General features: G+C 43.3%; 19 protein-coding genes and 2 pseudogenes. 14 read left to right on the top strand and 7 right to left on the bottom strand.

What is annotated here, in order from left to right; all coding sequences use genetic code 11:
* Positions 1 to 12: 12 nt before the first annotated feature.
* Positions 13 to 1458: a DEAD/DEAH box helicase gene (locus JCM21738_RS08200; protein ID WP_023625890.1), complete on the bottom strand. Its 1446-nt coding sequence runs from the start codon at positions 1456 to 1458 to the stop codon at positions 13 to 15.
* A gap of 275 nt (positions 1459 to 1733) precedes the next feature.
* Here JCM21738_RS08200 and JCM21738_RS08195 point away from each other — a divergent pair, with 275 nt between their 5' ends.
* On the top strand, positions 1734 to 1916 hold the full coding sequence (locus tag JCM21738_RS08195; protein ID WP_023625889.1) for a DUF3896 family protein: 183 nt from the start codon (positions 1734 to 1736) through the stop codon (positions 1914 to 1916).
* 212 nt (positions 1917 to 2128) lie between these two features.
* Here JCM21738_RS08195 and JCM21738_RS08190 read toward each other — a convergent pair whose 3' ends face one another.
* Positions 2129 to 2455, bottom strand: a complete 327-nt coding sequence (locus JCM21738_RS08190) for a hypothetical protein (RefSeq protein WP_243462946.1) — start codon at positions 2453 to 2455, stop codon at positions 2129 to 2131.
* Between the two features lie 96 nt (positions 2456 to 2551).
* On the opposite strand from JCM21738_RS08190, the gene JCM21738_RS08185 reads away from it, so the two are divergent.
* From JCM21738_RS08185 to proC, 7 genes are all read left to right on the top strand, one after another.
* A complete protein-coding gene (locus JCM21738_RS08185) occupies positions 2552 to 3130 on the top strand; it encodes a vWA domain-containing protein (RefSeq protein ID WP_035209205.1) in 579 nt (192 codons plus the stop codon).
* A gap of 80 nt (positions 3131 to 3210) precedes the next feature.
* Complete coding sequence (locus tag JCM21738_RS25580; protein WP_243462945.1) at positions 3211 to 3375, top strand: hypothetical protein; 165 nt, start codon at positions 3211 to 3213, stop codon at positions 3373 to 3375.
* Entirely contained in the window at positions 3300 to 3716 is a 417-nt protein-coding gene (locus tag JCM21738_RS25575; RefSeq protein WP_081742082.1) for a DUF4352 domain-containing protein, read from the top strand. The genes JCM21738_RS25580 and JCM21738_RS25575 overlap by 76 nt, the downstream gene beginning before the upstream one ends.
* A gap of 285 nt (positions 3717 to 4001) precedes the next feature.
* Positions 4002 to 5030, top strand: coding sequence for a hypothetical protein (locus tag JCM21738_RS08170; RefSeq protein WP_148296079.1), 1029 nt, complete (start codon positions 4002 to 4004; stop codon positions 5028 to 5030).
* 127 nt (positions 5031 to 5157) lie between these two features.
* Positions 5158 to 5844: a response regulator transcription factor gene (locus tag JCM21738_RS08165; protein WP_023625884.1), complete on the top strand. Its 687-nt coding sequence runs from the start codon at positions 5158 to 5160 to the stop codon at positions 5842 to 5844.
* Positions 5828 to 7225 carry a HAMP domain-containing sensor histidine kinase gene (locus tag JCM21738_RS08160; RefSeq protein ID WP_023625883.1) on the top strand — a complete coding sequence of 466 codons (1398 nt, stop codon included), beginning with the start codon at positions 5828 to 5830 and terminating at the stop codon, positions 7223 to 7225. Before JCM21738_RS08165 ends, JCM21738_RS08160 begins: the two co-directional genes overlap by 17 nt.
* Positions 7226 to 7588: 363 nt before the next feature.
* Positions 7589 to 8377 (top strand): pyrroline-5-carboxylate reductase, encoded by a 789-nt coding sequence (gene proC, locus JCM21738_RS08155; RefSeq protein ID WP_081742081.1) that lies wholly within the window; start codon positions 7589 to 7591, stop codon positions 8375 to 8377.
* Positions 8378 to 8449: 72 nt separating this feature from the next.
* Here proC and JCM21738_RS08150 read toward each other — a convergent pair whose 3' ends face one another.
* Entirely contained in the window at positions 8450 to 8926 is a 477-nt protein-coding gene (locus tag JCM21738_RS08150; RefSeq protein WP_023625881.1) for a hypothetical protein, read from the bottom strand.
* Positions 8927 to 9094: 168 nt separating this feature from the next.
* Here JCM21738_RS08150 and JCM21738_RS08145 point away from each other — a divergent pair.
* From JCM21738_RS08145 to JCM21738_RS08125, 6 genes and pseudogenes are all read left to right on the top strand, one after another.
* Positions 9095 to 10225 (top strand): annotated as a pseudogene (locus JCM21738_RS08145) (ABC transporter ATP-binding protein); the annotation flags it as partial.
* 679 nt (positions 10226 to 10904) lie between these two features.
* Entirely contained in the window at positions 10905 to 11393 is a 489-nt protein-coding gene (locus tag JCM21738_RS25570; protein WP_052019612.1) for an aspartate-alanine antiporter-like transporter, read from the top strand.
* Complete coding sequence (locus tag JCM21738_RS25565) at positions 11390 to 12391, top strand: aspartate-alanine antiporter-like transporter (RefSeq protein WP_052019610.1); 1002 nt, start codon at positions 11390 to 11392, stop codon at positions 12389 to 12391. Before JCM21738_RS25570 ends, JCM21738_RS25565 begins: the two co-directional genes overlap by 4 nt.
* A gap of 516 nt (positions 12392 to 12907) precedes the next feature.
* Positions 12908 to 13366, top strand: a complete 459-nt coding sequence (locus tag JCM21738_RS08135) for a methylated-DNA--[protein]-cysteine S-methyltransferase (RefSeq protein WP_148296078.1) — start codon at positions 12908 to 12910, stop codon at positions 13364 to 13366.
* Positions 13367 to 13627: 261 nt separating this feature from the next.
* Complete coding sequence (locus JCM21738_RS08130; protein ID WP_023625877.1) at positions 13628 to 14128, top strand: flavodoxin domain-containing protein; 501 nt, start codon at positions 13628 to 13630, stop codon at positions 14126 to 14128.
* Between the two features lie 311 nt (positions 14129 to 14439).
* Positions 14440 to 15702, top strand: coding sequence for a hemolysin family protein (locus JCM21738_RS08125; RefSeq protein ID WP_023625876.1), 1263 nt, complete (start codon positions 14440 to 14442; stop codon positions 15700 to 15702).
* Positions 15703 to 15767: 65 nt separating this feature from the next.
* Here JCM21738_RS08125 and JCM21738_RS24730 read toward each other — a convergent pair whose 3' ends face one another.
* The 4 genes and pseudogenes from JCM21738_RS24730 to JCM21738_RS08115 form a co-directional block, all read right to left on the bottom strand.
* Entirely contained in the window at positions 15768 to 15911 is a 144-nt protein-coding gene (locus JCM21738_RS24730; RefSeq protein WP_023625875.1) for a hypothetical protein, read from the bottom strand.
* Positions 15912 to 15947: 36 nt separating this feature from the next.
* A pseudogene (locus JCM21738_RS08120) lies at positions 15948 to 16810 on the bottom strand (permease).
* 26 nt (positions 16811 to 16836) lie between these two features.
* Positions 16837 to 17007 (bottom strand): hypothetical protein, encoded by a 171-nt coding sequence (locus JCM21738_RS24295; protein WP_023625873.1) that lies wholly within the window; start codon positions 17005 to 17007, stop codon positions 16837 to 16839.
* 74 nt (positions 17008 to 17081) lie between these two features.
* Positions 17082 to 17414, bottom strand: a complete 333-nt coding sequence (locus JCM21738_RS08115; protein WP_051391362.1) for an ArsR/SmtB family transcription factor — start codon at positions 17412 to 17414, stop codon at positions 17082 to 17084.
* Positions 17415 to 17534: the final 120 nt, after the last annotated feature.

Here is a 17534-nt window from a genome sequence, read left to right as displayed (position 1 = left end):
GCACTTTTTGTTCTACTTTATTGCCTTGCTGACTCTAAGCTTCTTTCCCTTAATTGTTGCATTTTCCATTGCCTGAATGACAAGCGATCCTTTTCCGTTCAGAATATCGACATAGGACATTGAATCGTGAATCGTGATGATGCCGATATCATCTGCCGTTACTCCAGGAATTTTCGCGATTGTACCCACGAAGTCGACGGCGCGAAGCTTCTTCTTTTTGCCGCCGCTAAAATGAAGTTTCATGATATCCTGGTTGATGCGGGCTGTTTTGTTGTTTTTCACGACACGGCGCCCGCTGATTTTATCATCGAATGCAGACTGGTTTCTTGCAACGTCCTGCTTGCTGGGAGCTTCTGTCACAGGAATCTCAAAGCCAATGTATCGTTCGATTGCCCTGATGAATTTTCCTTCATAAGGTGTAGCAAGCGTAATCGCCTTTCCTTTGTTTCCGGCGCGCCCAGTTCGGCCTGTCCGGTGCACATAGCCCTCTTTTTCCATTGGAACGTCATAGTTTATGACAAGCGAAACGTTATCGACGTCAATTCCTCTTGCAGCGACATCGGTGGCCACAAGGTATCGGAAATTCCCCAACTTAAAGCCATCCATCACAGCAAAGCGGTCTTCTTGTTCCAATCCGCCATGAAGTCTTTCACAAGAATAGTTTGCTTCTTCAAGCTGGGCAAACACGGTATCGACATTTTCCTTCGTCCTGCAAAAAATGATGCAGCTGTCAGGGTTTTCAACAACTGTAATATCTTTTAGGAGGGAGATCTTGTCCTCTTCTTTCACTTCGATTAACATATGGTCAATCGTATTTGTCGTAATACCGGTAGACGCGATTTCGATGTTGACAGGATCCTTCATATATTTATGGCAGAGATTTTCAACATCCTTGGGCAATGTCGCTGAAAACACCATGGTAACCCGATTTGGAGGGAGTTCTTCTATAATGGATTCAACAGCATCAATAAATCCCATGTTAAGCATTTCATCTGCTTCATCGATGATTAAATACTTTATTTGATCTAAAACCAGCGTTCCTCTTTCAATATGATCGATGACGCGTCCAGGTGTACCGACGACAACATGAGTTTTTTGCTTCAATTCCTCTTTCTGTTTCGAGAAAGGCTCCTTGCCATAAACGGCCATAGCCTTGATCCTTTTGAATCGTCCGATATTCGTGATATCTTCACGAACCTGGACAGCCAGCTCCCTGGTTGGAGTGAGAATCAACGCTTGTGGACTCTTTTCCTCCCAATCAACCATATCGCAAATGGGAATTCCGAATGAAGCCGTCTTTCCGCTTCCAGTCTGGGATTTAACGACAAGGTCCTGATTTTGCAACGCCATTGGGATTACTTCTGACTGGACTTCTGTGGGACTTTCATATTTCAGCACGCTAAGTGCTCTTTTAATTTCATCGCTTAAACGATAATTATCAAAACTTCTTTGGCTCATTAAATAACCTCTTTTATATTTTTTTATCCGACTTATAAATAGGATTCTCGCAAAGAATCAACATATGCATAAACTGAATAGTATTCATTATACTTGAAATACAGAGCTAAGCGACACGGAAATTGAAATGTAAGTAGAAGGGATCATGGGTAAAAGTAGCACATTCGATAGAAGATTTCACAAAATCACAATAATTCCAGTGATACCCTAAAGGGTGTATGGAGTATAATAAGTATATAAAGAAAGCGATTTCATTTTAAGGAAGGGTGTTGGACATGAACTATCAAGAAGTTAAAACTCAATTAGAAGCATTGCAGATGCAGTTGGCGAATAAAATGCAGAATCCAAATCTGTCTATAGATGAAAAATCCGAGCTTCAGAGGGCCATTGCAAACTACGATTATATTATCGAGCTGACTTGCATGAACCATTTTGAGCGCGGCACTGCCATTCATTAAAACAAACAAAGCCAGGAGGTTGCATTTACCTCCTGGCTATTTTTATAGTACTCCACCCAAAGGCTTCTGGCTAAAATAATCCAAAGCAAAATTGACCTGATGGATCTCATATATATTTCGTTCAATGCAAAACTGAATCACAAGGTCGGATGTTTCACTGTCTGACAAAGAGTAGCCGGCAGAGCTTAGCAGCTTGTCGGTTTCTTTTTTGTTCAATTCAAGCGCCAAAGCAAGCGCAATGACAGTATTCTTGCTAGGCTGTATCCAGGGTTGGAGCGGATCTTTGAAAAATGCCTGCGGTCGATTCCCGCTTTTTTATAAATTTCAGAGTCAGAAGCGGCCCCCTTTTTATCGATAAAATCGAACAGTACTTTTTGCAATGTCGGCTTCCGTTTCTGCGCGATGAACGTTTCAATCTCTAAAGGGGAAATACTCTCCAGGACAAAATCCTCAAGGGGTGCAGACTTTTCATAAAGGATGATCGACAGATTCTGGTCGATATACTCCTGTAAATCTGCCAATATCTTTTTATCCAGCATGGGGTCAACCTCCTTAAAATGTCGCTTAACAGGCGACCAATATATGGATGAATCTAGTTATGATTATATCAGATTCAACTTAGGAGGATGATAGTGATGAATAACAATTTAACGGAAATTATTTTTTTGCTCGACAGGAGCGCCTCGATGGCAGGGCTCGAGAGCGACACTGTTGGCGGCTTCAATGCTTTTGTGAAAAAACAGTCTGACCTTGCAGGCGAAACGATCCTGACAACGGTACTTTTTGACGATGAATATGAAGTGCTCTGGAACGGCATTGATGCAAGGGAGGCGAAGCTGACAGAAGATGAGTATTATGTCCGAGGGACGACAGCACTTTTGGATGCTGTGGGTAAAACGATACTCAATGTCGGCTACCGTTTGGCCAAAACAAGGGAAGACCGCAGGCCCGGCAAGGTTATCTTCGTGATCACGACAGATGGCATGGAGAATGCGAGCAGTGAATTCACATATGGAAAAGTGAAGGAATTGATCCAGCACCAGCAGGAAAAGTACAACTGGGAATTCATCTTCATGGGCGCGAATATCGATGTCGCCAAGGAAGCTGACAGCCTGGGAATTAATGTCGAGAATTCATTCAAATTTGAAGCCTCAGTAAAAGGCATTGAAAACATGTATGAGATGGTGTCGGAATCTATTTTGGAAAAAGAATGAAGGGAGCATGTGATGATGAAAATCTTTAAAATGGTGGTTCTGGTTGATTGCGATCATAGTAGTTTTTGCTCTGGCAGGCGGTGTGGGAAGAAGAGACAGCGACCAAGGTTGATGGGAAAGCCGGGGAAACCTCTGGTTCGGCAGTAAATGAGGATAAAGCTGGAGAAACATCAACTTCGGTAAAAGAGGAGGAAAAATCGCCACCAGTAAAGGAAGAATTCACAGTAGGGAGAAGGTACAACTAGGTGACAATGTCCTGACTGTCACAAAAGTTGAGAAGTCAGCTGGAAGTGAGTTTGACCAGCCCAAGGATGGGCATGAGTATGTCGTCGTGACCGTCGAGATTGAAAATGCAGGCGATGAAAATATCTCTTATAATCCTTTTGATTTCAAGATGGCGAACAGCCAGGGACAAATCGTCGACCAGGCTTTCACGACTATTGATACAAGTACCGCACTTCAATCTGGTGAACTGGCGCCAGGTGGAAAAGTATCAGGCACGATTGCCTTTGAACAGCCCGCTGGTGATTCAGCCTGCAGCTTCAGTACACGCCCAGCTTCTGGTCCGATAAGACAATCAAGGTGAATTTGCAATAATAGGGGGGCGGCCTGGCCGTTCCCTCATTTTTGAATTCTTCCTGACATATTAGACGCTGTTTCGCGGTGATGATTCCCCGCCGCTATACATATTTAATGTTTTAAATAAATTCAAGAAAAATTTCACCTGACATTTTGCTGACATATTCACAGAGTAAATTATGAGTATAAGGTTCATGTCCATCTTGAACCTGAAAAAATAGAATGCTTTTTAGGAGGATGTCAGATATGAAAAAAAAAATCAGTTATTGGATTTACCATCGCTGGAGCACTATTGCTTGGAGGTTATGCTACTACCTCTTTGGCGAATGACGACAGTACGGCAGGCACAGCAGCAAACACTGTCAAAAGCTTTTTCGGTAAAGGTTTTGGCCATAAGGGATTCTACGGAGGTAACTCAGAGGCACTGATCGAAAGGGCAAAAGAACTTGGAATAAGTACATCAGGTAAAGATGCTCAAACCTTGATGGGTGAAATTCGTGAAGCTACACTTAAAAATGAAGCAAAAGAACTCGGAATCAAGACAGACGGCAAGGATGTCGCAACACTGGCTGAGGAAGTCCAGTTGGCCAACCTTAAGGAGAGAGCGAAGAATTTGGGCATCTCGACCGATGGGATGGATGCAGGTGCACTTCGTGATGCGATCCGTTTAGAGAACCTTAAGGTTAAGGTGAAAGAACTCGGCGTCTCAACAGACAACAAGGATGCTCAGACTCTAATGGAAGAAATCCGCACAGCGAACTTGAATAAAAAAGCCAAAGAGCTCGGTGTCTCCACTGAGGGTAAAGACCTGCAGACACTGCAGCAGGAAGTTCATACTGCTTATATAAACCAAGAGGCTAAGAAGCATGGAATTACAGTAGACGGCAAGGATATCCGCGAAATCGCGCAAGAGGTCCAGTCTGCCAAAGTAAAAGCAGACGCAAAAGAGCTGAACATCACGATTGACGGGAAAACCATCGGCGAAATCTCCCAGGAAGTACAGGAAAAGAAAGTCGTGAACCTGGCGAAGGAACTTGGAATAGCTACTGCAGATAAAGACACACGCGAACTTATTGCAGAGATCCGAGACAAAGATGCTGACAAGCTTGATGAGCTGTTTGAAGATGGATACGGACGCCATGGGATGGGCTTTGGGCATGGCGGAGGTTTCGGAAAGGGCAATGGTTTTGGGAATGGTGAAGGCTTACGAAAAGGCAGTGGTTTTGGACAAGGCGGCAAAGGCGGAATGGGACAAGGCGGTTTCGGCGGTGAAGGCGGCCGTGGCGGCATGCACCAGAATGGCGGCGGAAACGGGTTTTAACTTAAAAATATCGTCATAATCCCCCGGTATCTAGCGGGGGATTTTTCTTGTAAAATAAGGAGTAGAAATTGAACCGGAATGACAGGCTGCAGAATGAAAGCTTTCTAGTAGAATGGGAGAGGCGATTATGAAGACCATTTTAATCGTAGAAGATGAACAAACGATCTCAAGAGTGCTGGCAGTTTACCTGAAACATGAAGGATATGAGGTTGTACAGGCTTTCAATGGTAGCGAAGGGCTGAAAATATTTACTGAGTGCAAGCCGAATCTTGTTCTGCTGGATGTGATGCTTCCGGAAATGGACGGCTGGGAAGTTCTAAAGGAAATTCGTCAAATCAGCCCATGTCCAGTTATCATGCTGACTGCCCTTGGGGACATTGATTATCGTTTGAAAGGGCTGAACCAGGGAGCAGACGATTATATTTCCAAGCCTTTTATTGGTGAAGAAGTGATTGCCAGGGTAAATGCCGTTCTTCGCCGTTCTACCCAAGTTCTTGAAACGGAAAACATGAAACAGTTTGGCAGTCTGAAAATCAACATGGATTCCCATGTGGTCACGGTCGCTGGCGAGAAAGTCGTCTTAACTCCCAAAGACCTAGGTTTGCTGATTTTCCTGGCGGAGAGGCCAAACCGGACCTTCACAAGGGAAGATTTAATCGAACATGTATGGGGGATGGATTACGACGGTAGCGACCGCGCAGTGGACTTATCGATAAAAAGAATCCGCCATTCCCTGGCGAAGTGGCCCGCATCACAGGGAGAGATCAAGACATTAAGAGGATTGGGGTATCAGTTCAGTGTTTACGAAAAATAAAAAGCACGTGACATTGTTGAGATATTGGACAACCAGATATCTTCTAACCCTGGTTGTCGGGCTTCTTTTGCTCGGTGCGGGATCGGTGTGGTGGATCAAGGAAACAACTCTGGAAAACCGATTGAAGTTAATGGAGTATATGGCGGTTGAAACTGCCGAACGGGTCGTACATTCCAATAATTTCGGCGGTTTTGACCGTAGAATGGAAGACCGGACAAGATTCTTCGAAATGGAAAATCAGCCACTGCTTTTCATTACTGATATGGAAGGAAATGTTCTGAATACGGGTCCGATGCATGGTGGAGGCGGTCCACGCCATCTATCAAGAAATGTGCCCACAGAGGTAATTGCAAGTGAGGATTCCATTAAGAAACTATCGGAAAATGAAACAGATATTTACGCTGTTAAGGCGCCAATCACCATCGAGGATATTCAAGCCGGCTGGGTAGTTGTGATGCAAAATGCTGATGAATTGACTAACATCGACCAGGAATACCGTTTGTTGCTCATTTTACTGGTGGGATTGGGCTTGCTTGGCTGGATCGTTATTTATCTTCTCACAAAGAGAATCCTGAAACCAATCCAGGATGTAGCGGCGGCAGCAGCACAGGTCCGTGAAGGTGATTATGACATCAATCTTGATTCTGACCAGAAGGAACTCGAAATATACGAACTGGTTACTTCATTTAGAGAAATGACCAGCCGACTGACCCAGCTCGAGCAAATGCGTGCTGAATTGCTGGCTGGAGTGACACATGATTTGAAAACGCCTGTTACATCAATCAGCGGCCTCGTCCAGGCTGTCCGCGACGGGGTTGTGACAGGGGAGGAACGCCAGGAATTTCTCGACATCACGCTAAAAGAAATCAATAGATTGCAAACCATGATTTCTGATTTGCTGGAATTCAATTCACTCGCAGCAGGTGCCTTCACGATTCGTACAGAGAATTGTGATTTGAACAAACTCGTTGAAGATATCGGGAGGCAGTGGCAGGTCACGCAAAATGAACCTGTTGATCTGAAGGTCATCACTCCCGACAACACGGTAAAAACTATGACTGATCCATTGAGATTGCAGCAAATCCTGATCAACCTATTGAATAACTCCTTTCAGGCAATCGGTCATGGTGGTACGATATCCATCATTCTTTCAGAGGGAAGGATTGATGTGAAAGACAATGGTACCGGCATTCCGGAAGAAGAGCAGGAACTGGTGTTTGAGCGTTTCTACCGAGGCGAGAAGAAAAAGCTCAAGGTAAGAGGTCTTGGACTTGGACTTCCTTTCAGCAAAATGCTTGCCCGGTCCCTGGGGGCAGAACTGATTTTAAAAGAGAGTAATCCTAATGGAACGACATTTTCGCTAGTATGGGGTAAATATTAGGACTGCTATCTATGCAGTCCTATATTTATCTTTTTCCCTCAATGAATCCTGGTTCAACTTCCTTTTCATTCTCTGAATGACACTAAGATTTCGACCTCCCATAACTCTCCATATTTTAGCGTTAAAAGGGATATAAGCCGCTTATCCGTATAAAATACTTGCCTATGGCCAAATGTTTCCGCTTTCATTCATTATCTCGCCAGTATGCTCCCCACTTGGCTTCATATCCTTGAATCTCATTCTGAGGATGTTACTATAAGTAACGTTGATAAGATGTGAACGGAAATAAACTTTTATGAGGTGAATGCGGTTGTTAAAACATAAAAAAGTAGCTTTTTTAGGTGCCGGATCGATGGCGGAAGCATGATTTCAGGTATAGTCAAGTCAGGTAAAATGCGTGCGGAAAATATTTATGTGACAAACAAGAGCAATGCTGCGAAATTGGAGCGGTTGGAATCCAGATATGGAATCAATGCGATGCCTCAGGCTGAATTGCCATATGAAGATATTGATATGTGTATTTTAGCGATGAAACCAAAAGGTGCAGCGGGAGTACTTGAAGCCTTGAAGGATAAATTAGTCCCTGGGCAGGTGGTAGTGTCCGTTCTGGCAGGCATCTCTACAGGTTTTATGGAAGATAACCTGAAAGATGGCCAGCAGGTTGTCCGTGTCATGCCGAACACATCAAGCATGATTCAGGAATCAGCCACTGCCATTTCACCAGGGGTGCACACAACGGATGAAAACATCGAGGATGTAAAAGAACTTCTAAGCAGCATGGGAAAAGTGTTCCTGATTGAAGAAGAGCAGATGGATATCTTCACAGGCCTTGCCGGAAGCGGACCTGCTTATTTTTACTACTTGATGGAGCATATGGAGCGTGTCGGCAGGGAAAACGGCATGGACGAAAAAATGGCCCGTGAAATCATTGCCCAGACCATCCTTGGTGCGGCAAAAATGATCATCGAAAAAGACGAAACGCCAGAAGTCCTCAGGAAAAATGTGACGTCTCCAAATGGAACGACAGCATCCGGTTTGAACGCGTTGAGAAAGTACAACGGCGGAACGGCCATCTCCCAGGCAGTCAACCATGCTGCGAACCGCTCAAAAGAAATCAATCGAGAGCTTGAAGGTGTCCTAATTCCTTCTTAATAAAACGAACGCTCCGGGCATAGAACCCCGGAGCGTTTTTTACTGATTGCCTTTTACATTGTGGTCGTCACTTTACATATACAGTCTATATCCCCGCATCTTCTCAAACAAGTATTGGACCCCATACAGTAAGTAAGCTTTGTAGTGCAGATAGAAAAAGAACTGAAGATGGCTCAGCTTGTTCAACCTGATGATTTTTAGCTTTTTCAGTACATCAATGAAAAAGAAAGCAAAAATTCCGTCGGCAATTACATTCAGTGTAATGAACTTCTTGAAATTCCCAAACGAGTACTTCAGCAGCCACATCGATAGCGGCATATATGGTCCAATGCTGAATGGAAGTTCATCCCTTAGGAAGGACTTTCGTTTATTGTAAAACTTCCACCAGTTCCGCTTGTGTCCATACATATGGTTAATAATTTCAAACACAATAATCAAAACACCAGCAAAAGAATATCGCTTGAAGCTTCTTCTGCCTATGAATAACAGAGATAGCCAGGGAACAGCTATTATGATCACATTAAACAGGAAGTGTCTTTTAGAAATCACTTTTTTATTCACCTCAACCGCAGTTCGATTCTTCTTTAAACTGTCCAATATTTACTAAAAATAACCGTGTATTGAAGAAATATCCTTTGGGTTTATTTTTTCAAAATTATTGAAATAGTGTCACTCCTTGGCATATAATCACTTGAAGATATTAAAGGAGATACTAAAATGATACGGAGATTTTTCACTTATTACCGCCCTCATCGGCGGTTATTCATCATTGACTTCAGCAGTGCGGTAATTGTTGCCTTGCTGGAGCTTGCTTTTCCGCTCGCTGTGCAATGGTTTATCGATTCGTTATTACCAGGCGGGAACTGGAATATGATTGTCAGTGTAAGCATAGGGTTGCTGCTGTTGTACATAATCAGCACATTGCTTCAATTCATCGTCAATTACTGGGGTCATAAGCTCGGGATCAATATTGAAACTGACATGAGGCAGCAGCTGTTCCAGCATGTGCAGAAGCAATCGTTCCGCTTTTTCGATAATACGAAAACCGGGCACATCATGAGCCGGATCACCAATGACCTTTTTGACCTGGGAGAGCTGGCGCACCACGGGCCGGAGGATTTATTCATTGCGGTGATGACCTTCGTCGGTGCGTTTTGGATCATGCTGACGATCAACGTCAATCTCGCATTGACTACAATGATCATCGTACCGTTTCTGATTTGGCTGATTACCTATTCCAACCTGAAGATGAATGCAGCGTGGAAAAACATGTACACGGATATTGCCGATGTGAATGCCAGGGTTGAGGACAGTGTATCCGGAGTGCGTGTTGTCCAGTCTTTTACAAATGAAGATTTTGAGATTGAGAGATTCACAAAGAATAACCGCAAGTTCCGTCGTGCTAAATTGACTGCCTATAAGGTAATGTCCTTCAGTTCATCTGGCATCTATATGCTGACCAGGCTGATTGTTCTTGTGGTCCTTGTGTATGGTGCGTGGCTAAGTTTTAGCGGAACTTTAAGTTATGGAGAATTGGTCGGGTTCGTCCTATATGTGAACGTACTTTTCAAGCCGATTGATAAAATCAGTGCGATTTTGGAGTTGTATCCAAAAGGAATGGCCGGCTTCAAACGGTTTACCGAGCTGATGGACCAGAGTCCTGATGTTGTGGACCGGGAAGATGCCATTGAGGTTCCAGCTTTGAAAGGGAATATTGAATTCAAGGATGTTACATTCAGCTATGATGAAAATAAACCTGTCCTGGAAGGGATACATCTGAAGATTCGTCATGGGGAAACGGTCGCGTTCGTGGGTCCATCTGGTGCAGGTAAGACGACGATTTGTTCTTGATGATTTCAAGCGATACTGGGTGAACTTCGGACAGGTTTGGATGAATAGCCAGAAAAGCTGTCTGAACCTGGTGCAACTTCGGACAAGTTTAATTTAATTCAAAGAGACTCAGCGTGAGTCTCTTTTTAATTTGGAAAAAAACAGCGATATTTTCCAGTTCGCTATAAAAAAAGAAAAGTAGCTATAAAAAAGTGATTTCCGCTATAAAAAAGAGAAAGTCGCTATAAAAAGATCCTTACGCTGTAAAAATAGAGTATTTAGCTATATAAATTTATATTTTCCGCTATGAAAAGGAAGAGCAACTTGATTTCTTCGCAAAAAAAATGTAATTTCTACAATCTGAGCGTCAAAAGACTGTTTACAGATTCTTGCTTTGAGGAAAACGCAAAAAAAGCATTGCTTTTTAATAGAAGAAATCGTTTTCACCTGAAGGATATTGTTTTTGTACTAAATTCGTCAATGTCTGGTTTTGAATAAGATTCGCATCGTGATATTCTAAGTTGTGTAGATTTTCACAATCGTAACCATTGGAGGAATCATCTGTGGACGGCATAATTGGTTTGCTTGAGGAACCGTTAATTTTACTATTCGTCATATTATTTCTTGGCTCCGCGCTGGGAGAAATTAAAATACGAGGCTAAGCCTGGGAACATCCGGGGTACTTTTGGCGGCTATGGTGTTCGGCCATTTCGGCTATCAGGTGTCGCCGGTCATCCAGCAGCTGGGCCTCGGGTTATTCATTGTGGCAGTCGGCTTGTCTGCTGGACCGCGCTTTTTCCGGATGATGAAAACGAGCGGAATCGTTTTTGGTATCATAAGTTTGCTGATTGTCCTGGTCGCATCGGTTACAACGATTGTTGTATCCAAGCTGTTTAATCTGTCACCAGCATTGAGCATCGGAATCATGACTGGGGCGCTGACGAGTACACCTGGTCTGGCGGCTGCCCTTCAGGCAACAGGCGACCCACTCGCTTCTGTCGGCTATGGTATTGCTTATCCATTCGGAGTGCTGGCGGTTGTGCTGTTCGTGCAGCTCTTGCCGCGCGTGCTTAAGGTGGACTTAGCCGAGGATTTGAAAAAGAAATCTGGTCCAGTGCGCAATGATGAGTCGCCTGAAGTTATGACAATCGAAGTCACGGACCCGCAATCAATAAAAGAACATTGAAAGAGCTGGAGTTCAATAAATATAATACGGTCGTAATCAGCCGTGTCATCCGCGGGGATAGGAATATCATTGCCCTGAATGATACGGTTATTCTGGTGGGGGACAGGCTTGTTGCTGTCGGTTTACCGAGTGACTTGAAGAGACTGTGTGAGGATATCGGCAGGGAGGTCGAGAACAATTTCAAGAATCACGATAATGTGGAGCTTCGCAAGGTTACTGTCGATTCACTGGAATTGATCGGGAAGACGATCAGGGAACTTGAATTAAGACGGACTTACGGTGTGACGGTCACGAGGATTGAACGCGGCGGTTTTGAATTCAACCAGAATGCGAAATGGCGTCTGGAGCGCGGCGATGTCCTGACACTCGTCAGCAGTGAAGATCGTTTGGATGATATAGAAAAGCTGTTTAGCAGAAAGAAACTGACAGTTACGAATATCCATATCTTGTCTCTGAGTTTAGTGTTGCTCCTCGGTGTGCTGGCGGGAATGATTCCGTTTCATTTTCCGAAGCTCGGCACGATTACATTCGGTGTCGCAGGCGGACCGTTGTTCATCGCTTTAATCATCGGTCACTTTGGCAAGCTCGGTCCGATTCATGCACGCTATTACCAGCCATCGAACCAGGTCATCCGGGATATCGGACTGGTCCTATTCCTTGCCGGCGCTGGTACGACAGCTGGAAAAGGAATTGTTCAGGTTATCCAGCAGGAAGGCTGCAATCTTGTCATCGGCGGCGCGATCATTACAATCCTGCCAGTCGTTGCCGGCTTTTTCATCGCAAGAAAGCTTTTCCGACTCAGCATCATTCACTCATTAGGCGCACTGTGCGGCGGAATGACAAGTACACCTGGACTCGGAGCCACCAACCAGTTGATGGATTCCGAAGATCCGGCAATAGCTATGCAGCTGCGTATCCATTCGCGCTTATATCAGTTGCAGTGGCATCACAGATTTTGGTTTTCTTTTTATAAGGTAAAAGAAGTCCCATTACCATAGTGATAATGGGACTTCTTCTTGTTCTAATAATTTACATTTTCTGGTCCTGAAAATACTCTCCCCGTTTTACTCCAAAAACGGCTTGATCTTCGGAAACACCTTCAGAGCGGTATAGTAAAATACATCTTCATCCAGGAGCAAAGGAATCTCCTCGCTGCCGCATGATACACATGCGCCTGCTGGCTGTCACTGACTGAAATCCTTACATCGGTCAGCTATCTGCCTCCAACGAACATATCTGTGATCCAAACTTCCTCGGCAAGATTTTTCCCTCCATTGTGCCACGTCCATTCTCCTCCCTAACTATGGGCCATCTTTCTCTTTCGTTAAAATAAGCTTCTTTTTTGAATTGCCCATGATCCTAAACCTCCTTTGGTTGATGTGAGTTTTTTGCACCCCATATTCATCGTAAAGGAAAAATTTACTAGTATAAAGAAAAATTAGAATTTATAATGTTTTTAAAAGGGAATGGTAGATTAACTTTTTCGTTATAATGGAGAAAAGGGGAGTGCGCTTATGGAGCAAAAAATCTATTGGGATATCCTTCAATTAAAGGGAAACGAAATATATATTTCGGCGACGGATAAAGGTTTATGCTATGTCGGATCACCGGAAGAAGACTATGAACAAATGGTTAAACGGTATCCCGCTGCTGCTTTTGAAAAGAATCCGGCAGCTTTGAAACCATACAGGGATGAATTGACTGAGTATCTCGAAGGGAAGGTAGTCGAGTTTTCCTTGCCGGTCGATGTAAAAGGGACGCCATTCCAGGAAGCAATCTGGGGTGCATTGAGGGAAATCCCTTATGGGGAGACATGTACATATTCAGATGTAGCGGAAAAAATCGGTAAACCCGCTGCAGTCCGGGCAGTCGGAACAGCCATTGGAGCTAATCCAGTCTTGATTACCGTGCCCTGCCATCGAGTCATTGGCAAAAACGGAGCGATTACAGGATATAGAGGCGGGATTGCATGAAGCAGCAATTATTGGAACTGGAGAAAGTCCATTGTGGATAATGTGCGGATAAAGAGGATTCAGCGTAGTTTCTGGTCACATTGAATTAATTTTTCAGCGGGTTACAGAAGAAACTTCATCTGGGATTCACCTCATCCCGATAAACTCAATTTGTAAGAATATTGCCATACATCTCTCACACTTTTCCTTCAGCTTAAAGCTAACCCAAATGGACTATTGCACGGTGGTCTGGAATACCAGAGAGCTGATGGGGGCGATCTAATGAAGAGTTTGATTGTTTACTGCTCAACGCATGGTACGACAGCGAAAGCGGCACATCTTTTACGGAAGCAGATTGAAGGGGAAGTCATTGCCATCAATCTGGATAAGACGAAGCTTCATTCTGATTTGGAGTTATTTGATTCGGTGATGATTGGCGGATCGATTCACGCCGGCAGCATCCAGGGAAAAATCAAGAAATTCATGAAAGAGCATGAGGACGTGCTGCAAAGAAAGAATCTCGGCCTGTTTCTTTGCTGTATGAGGGAAGGGCTGGAAGAACACACTCAGTTTGAAAATGCATTCCCGCACAACCTGTGGGAAGCGGCAATAGCGAAAGGATTATTCGGAGGAGAATTCATTTTTTCAAAGATGAATTTCTTCGAGAAAATCATTGCGAAAAGCGTAAGCGGATCGGTGGAGGAAATTTCGCATCTCGACTTGAAATCGATCAATCAATTCGCGTCAGCTTTTAATAGAAACAATAAATATTTACCTGTTTAAATACTGGGCAGCTTTAGCCTTCGATTTTTTTATTTTAAGGGTTGGAAAAATTGTATTAAACATTAATTTGTTAGCTGTCGGAGGGATTCTTGGGTTAAATTTTGCTTATCTTGGCTATGTGCTGGTTCCTAAAATGAAGTTTCTGAACAAGAATAATTTGGCAGGCAAGGAAATGTAAAAAATCTCTGATTATGAAACCTTATCGCAGGGTAAACCGTATATAACTGGGACTGAGTTGGAATATTTGATTTATTTCGATGAGAACAGTAAAATATATTCTGACAAATTTTTTTTTCGGAGAGTGAATTTTTTTGGAAGTTCCCATAGGTTTAGTCGTTTTATTAGGTGTTTTAATTCTTTTATCTGCCTTCTTTTCATCGGCAGAAACCGCTTTTTCCAGTGTCAATAAAATCAGGCTGCGGAATTACGTGTCTGAAGGCCGAGCTGGAAGCAAGAAAGCTTTGCATATTTCCGAGAACTTCGATGATGCGTTATCTACGATTCTAGTAGGAAATAACATCGTCAATATCGCTGCGGCGAGTATCTCGTCAAAAGTAGCCGTCGACCTGTTCGGTGCCAGCACCGGTCTGATTGTAAGTACATTTGGCATGACGATTCTCATCCTGATTTTCGGTGAGATTTTACCGAAGTCAATGGCCAAGGAAAATGCAGAAAAATATTCGTTGAAGATTTCTGCCATTCTGTTGCTGCTGATTAAAATCCTGACCCCCGTCAACTTCGTGTTCAGCAAGTTGAAGGCGTTCGTATCGAGGATGTTCTCAAAGGGAGAAAATCAGCCGTCTGTCACTGAAGAAGAAATCAAGGTGATGGTGGACATCAGTGAAGAAGAGGGAGTGATTAATAATGAGGAAAGGGAGCTCGTGCACCGTTCCCTGGAATTTAACGATGTTCTTGTCGGCGAAATTTTAACACATCGAATGGATATGATTACAATTGAAGTAAACCAGTCACTCGAGGAGATCAAGCAGATTTTCATTGAAGAACGTTTTTCACGGGTTCCGGTTTATGAAGATAATATAGATAACATCATCGGATTCTTGTCCGAACGTGAATTTTTTTCCGAGTTGATCCAGAACAAAGAGGTCAATGTGCGTGAGATGCTGCGCCAGCCGATGTTCGTCGTGAAATCGATGAAAATCGCGACACTGCTGCCTGAGCTGCAAAGGACGAAGAGCCATATGGCCATCGTCGTCGATGAATTCGGCGGAACAAGCGGCTTGATCACGCTTGAAGATATCCTTGAAGAACTGGTCGGCGAGATTTGGGATGAGCATGATGAAAAAGTTAACATCATGACGAAAATCGATGAGAGCACGTACGAGTTCGATGCGGCTTACGATCTGGATGATTTTGCCGAATTATTCAATGTTCCGATGCCAGAAACATCGTACCATAATCTTGGCGGATGGATTTTTGAAACATTGGAGAGCATTCCGGTGAACGGCGATACATTTGTTTATGAAACACTAAGGATCATCGTCAAGGAAGTAGATAACCATCGTATTCGTAAAATAAAAGTAGAAATCATGCCAGTTTTAGAGGTTGAAGAATAAGAAAGAGGTGGAGATTAGACATTTAGATGTCTGGCTCCACCTTTCTTTCTTTTATTTAAAAAATATTAGCAGCAAGTAGTATCACCGCCGCAGCAAGCTTCGTTTTTCTCTTCGTTATTCTCTTCTGTTTCCTGGACTTCCTTGATTTCCACGCTGCAGCAATCAGACTTTGAGTTGCTTCCCATCAGGATTTTGATAAAGTTAGCCATTGATTTCACCTCCTTTCATCAATAAAATTTGATTTATTATACAAAGTAGAACACAAACCCAGAGACAGTAGACATCGTAATAACAGAAAGGATGAAGCAATCACGAGCTGCTTTTTAAAAATCGACTTCAGCAGGATGACTTCAGGCAGACTGGCGCCGGCCGAACTGATCATCATCGCCATCACTGGGCCAAGGGCCATTCCTTTTAAAATCAGCATTTGTGAAATCGGAATCATGCTTGAGAGTCGGATGTATAATGGAATCCCGGCGATTGCTGCGACTGGGATCAGCCACCATGCATCGTGTCCAAACCATTTTGTTATGATTTCAGTTGGAACAAGTCCGTGGATGACAGCGCCGATTGCTGCACCGATGATCAGGTAAGGATAGACACTTTTCATCAGCGACCAGGTTTCGACTAAAGCAAATCTCCAATTGAACTTTTGGTTCTTTTCTTCATAGCCTGACATGATAACATTTTTAACGTAACGCTGGAACCCCAGCTTATCGAGTGTAAATCCGATGACAATCGAGAAAACACTTGTGATGATGGTGTAAATGATTGTTACTTTCCAGCCCATCACGACGCCCATGATCGTTAAAATTGTCGGGTCCAGCACCGGAGAAGCGAAAAGGAAAACCATAACGATTGAAAACGGGATCTTCTTTTTCAGCATATTGACGACTAATGGAATCGTGGAGCAGGAACAAAAGGGTGTGATAAACGCGAATAGGATGACGGCAAAGCTGGCAAGCACTTTATTGCGTCCTGTCAGTTTCTGTTCGATTTTTTCATAAGGAATGTATCCCTGAAGCAGGCTGATCAAGAAGGAAATCCCGATAAAAAGCACCGTTAACTCAAGGGCAATCCATAAAAAGCTTTTTAGAAATTCAATCATTATCCTCTGCCTTCTTCCTCCATTATTTAAACACTAGCTGGGACTTTGCAGCATTTAGGCTGCTGTTTTAGTTTCCGTGAAAATAAAGGGAATTGCTTCGTCTCAGGCTGTTCAAAGAACTTCCACGCGTGTCTGGCTTTCTTTTCAACTTCCTGCTGCTTTAATTGTGCTATTGTTTGATAATCGTGATAAAACATGTATATCCTCTCCTTAATCAAAATATGTTGATTTATTTATCAAAAAAAATTGATTAATATTTTGAAAAGTTAACCTAACAACAGTTGCTAGGTCTGAAAAGGCAGCAAAGCTCTGGAGATAATAGATGGTTGATTTCTTCGGTGTTTACTGTGTAGTAGCTCCAGGTTCCCTTTGTTTCTTTCTGAATCAGATTGGCATCAAGCAAAATCTTCAAATGATACGACAATTTTGATTGTGGCATGTCAATCAGTTCACTTAGATCACAAACGCAGCTGGAGTCTTGCTGGCATAGAAGATTGAGAATGTGCAGGCGTTTTTGGTCGGCAAGGGCTTTGAACTTCTTTTCATATTTTACAAAGGTGCTTTGAAGCGGCGGTTCCTTAGCGGCTTTTGAGTTATTGGTCAGGTCTGTTAAAGGAATGAATTTCTCCACTTTCAGCTCTCCTTAATCAAAATCTCTTGATATATTGTATTATATTTCCTTCCAAACTATTTTGCAACTGTTAAATCAAAATTTTTGATTTTA

The organism is Mesobacillus boroniphilus JCM 21738, assembly GCF_000517385.1.
Classification (GTDB): domain Bacteria; phylum Bacillota; class Bacilli; order Bacillales; family Cytobacillaceae; genus Mesobacillus; species Mesobacillus boroniphilus.
This window is presented reverse-complemented; position numbering and strand designations above follow the sequence as displayed.

What these genes read in the sequence shown, in the direction of transcription:
- JCM21738_RS08200 (WP_023625890.1), bottom strand. Translation starts at nt 1,458, where the DNA reads ATGAGCCAAAGAAGTTTTGATAATTATCGTTTAAGCGATGAAATTAAA.
- JCM21738_RS08195 (WP_023625889.1), top strand. Translation starts at nt 1,734, where the DNA reads ATGAACTATCAAGAAGTTAAAACTCAATTAGAAGCATTGCAGATGCAG.
- JCM21738_RS08190 (WP_243462946.1), bottom strand. Translation starts at nt 2,455, where the DNA reads ATGCTGGATAAAAAGATATTGGCAGATTTACAGGAGTATATCGACCAG.
- JCM21738_RS08185 (WP_035209205.1), top strand. Translation starts at nt 2,552, where the DNA reads ATGAATAACAATTTAACGGAAATTATTTTTTTGCTCGACAGGAGCGCC.
- JCM21738_RS08165 (WP_023625884.1), top strand. Translation starts at nt 5,158, where the DNA reads ATGAAGACCATTTTAATCGTAGAAGATGAACAAACGATCTCAAGAGTG.
- proC (WP_081742081.1), top strand. Translation starts at nt 7,589, where the DNA reads ATGATTTCAGGTATAGTCAAGTCAGGTAAAATGCGTGCGGAAAATATT.
- JCM21738_RS08135 (WP_148296078.1), top strand. Translation starts at nt 12,908, where the DNA reads ATGGAGCAAAAAATCTATTGGGATATCCTTCAATTAAAGGGAAACGAA.
- JCM21738_RS08130 (WP_023625877.1), top strand. Translation starts at nt 13,628, where the DNA reads ATGAAGAGTTTGATTGTTTACTGCTCAACGCATGGTACGACAGCGAAA.
- JCM21738_RS24730 (WP_023625875.1), bottom strand. Translation starts at nt 15,911, where the DNA reads ATGGCTAACTTTATCAAAATCCTGATGGGAAGCAACTCAAAGTCTGAT.
- JCM21738_RS24295 (WP_023625873.1), bottom strand. Translation starts at nt 17,007, where the DNA reads ATGTTTTATCACGATTATCAAACAATAGCACAATTAAAGCAGCAGGAA.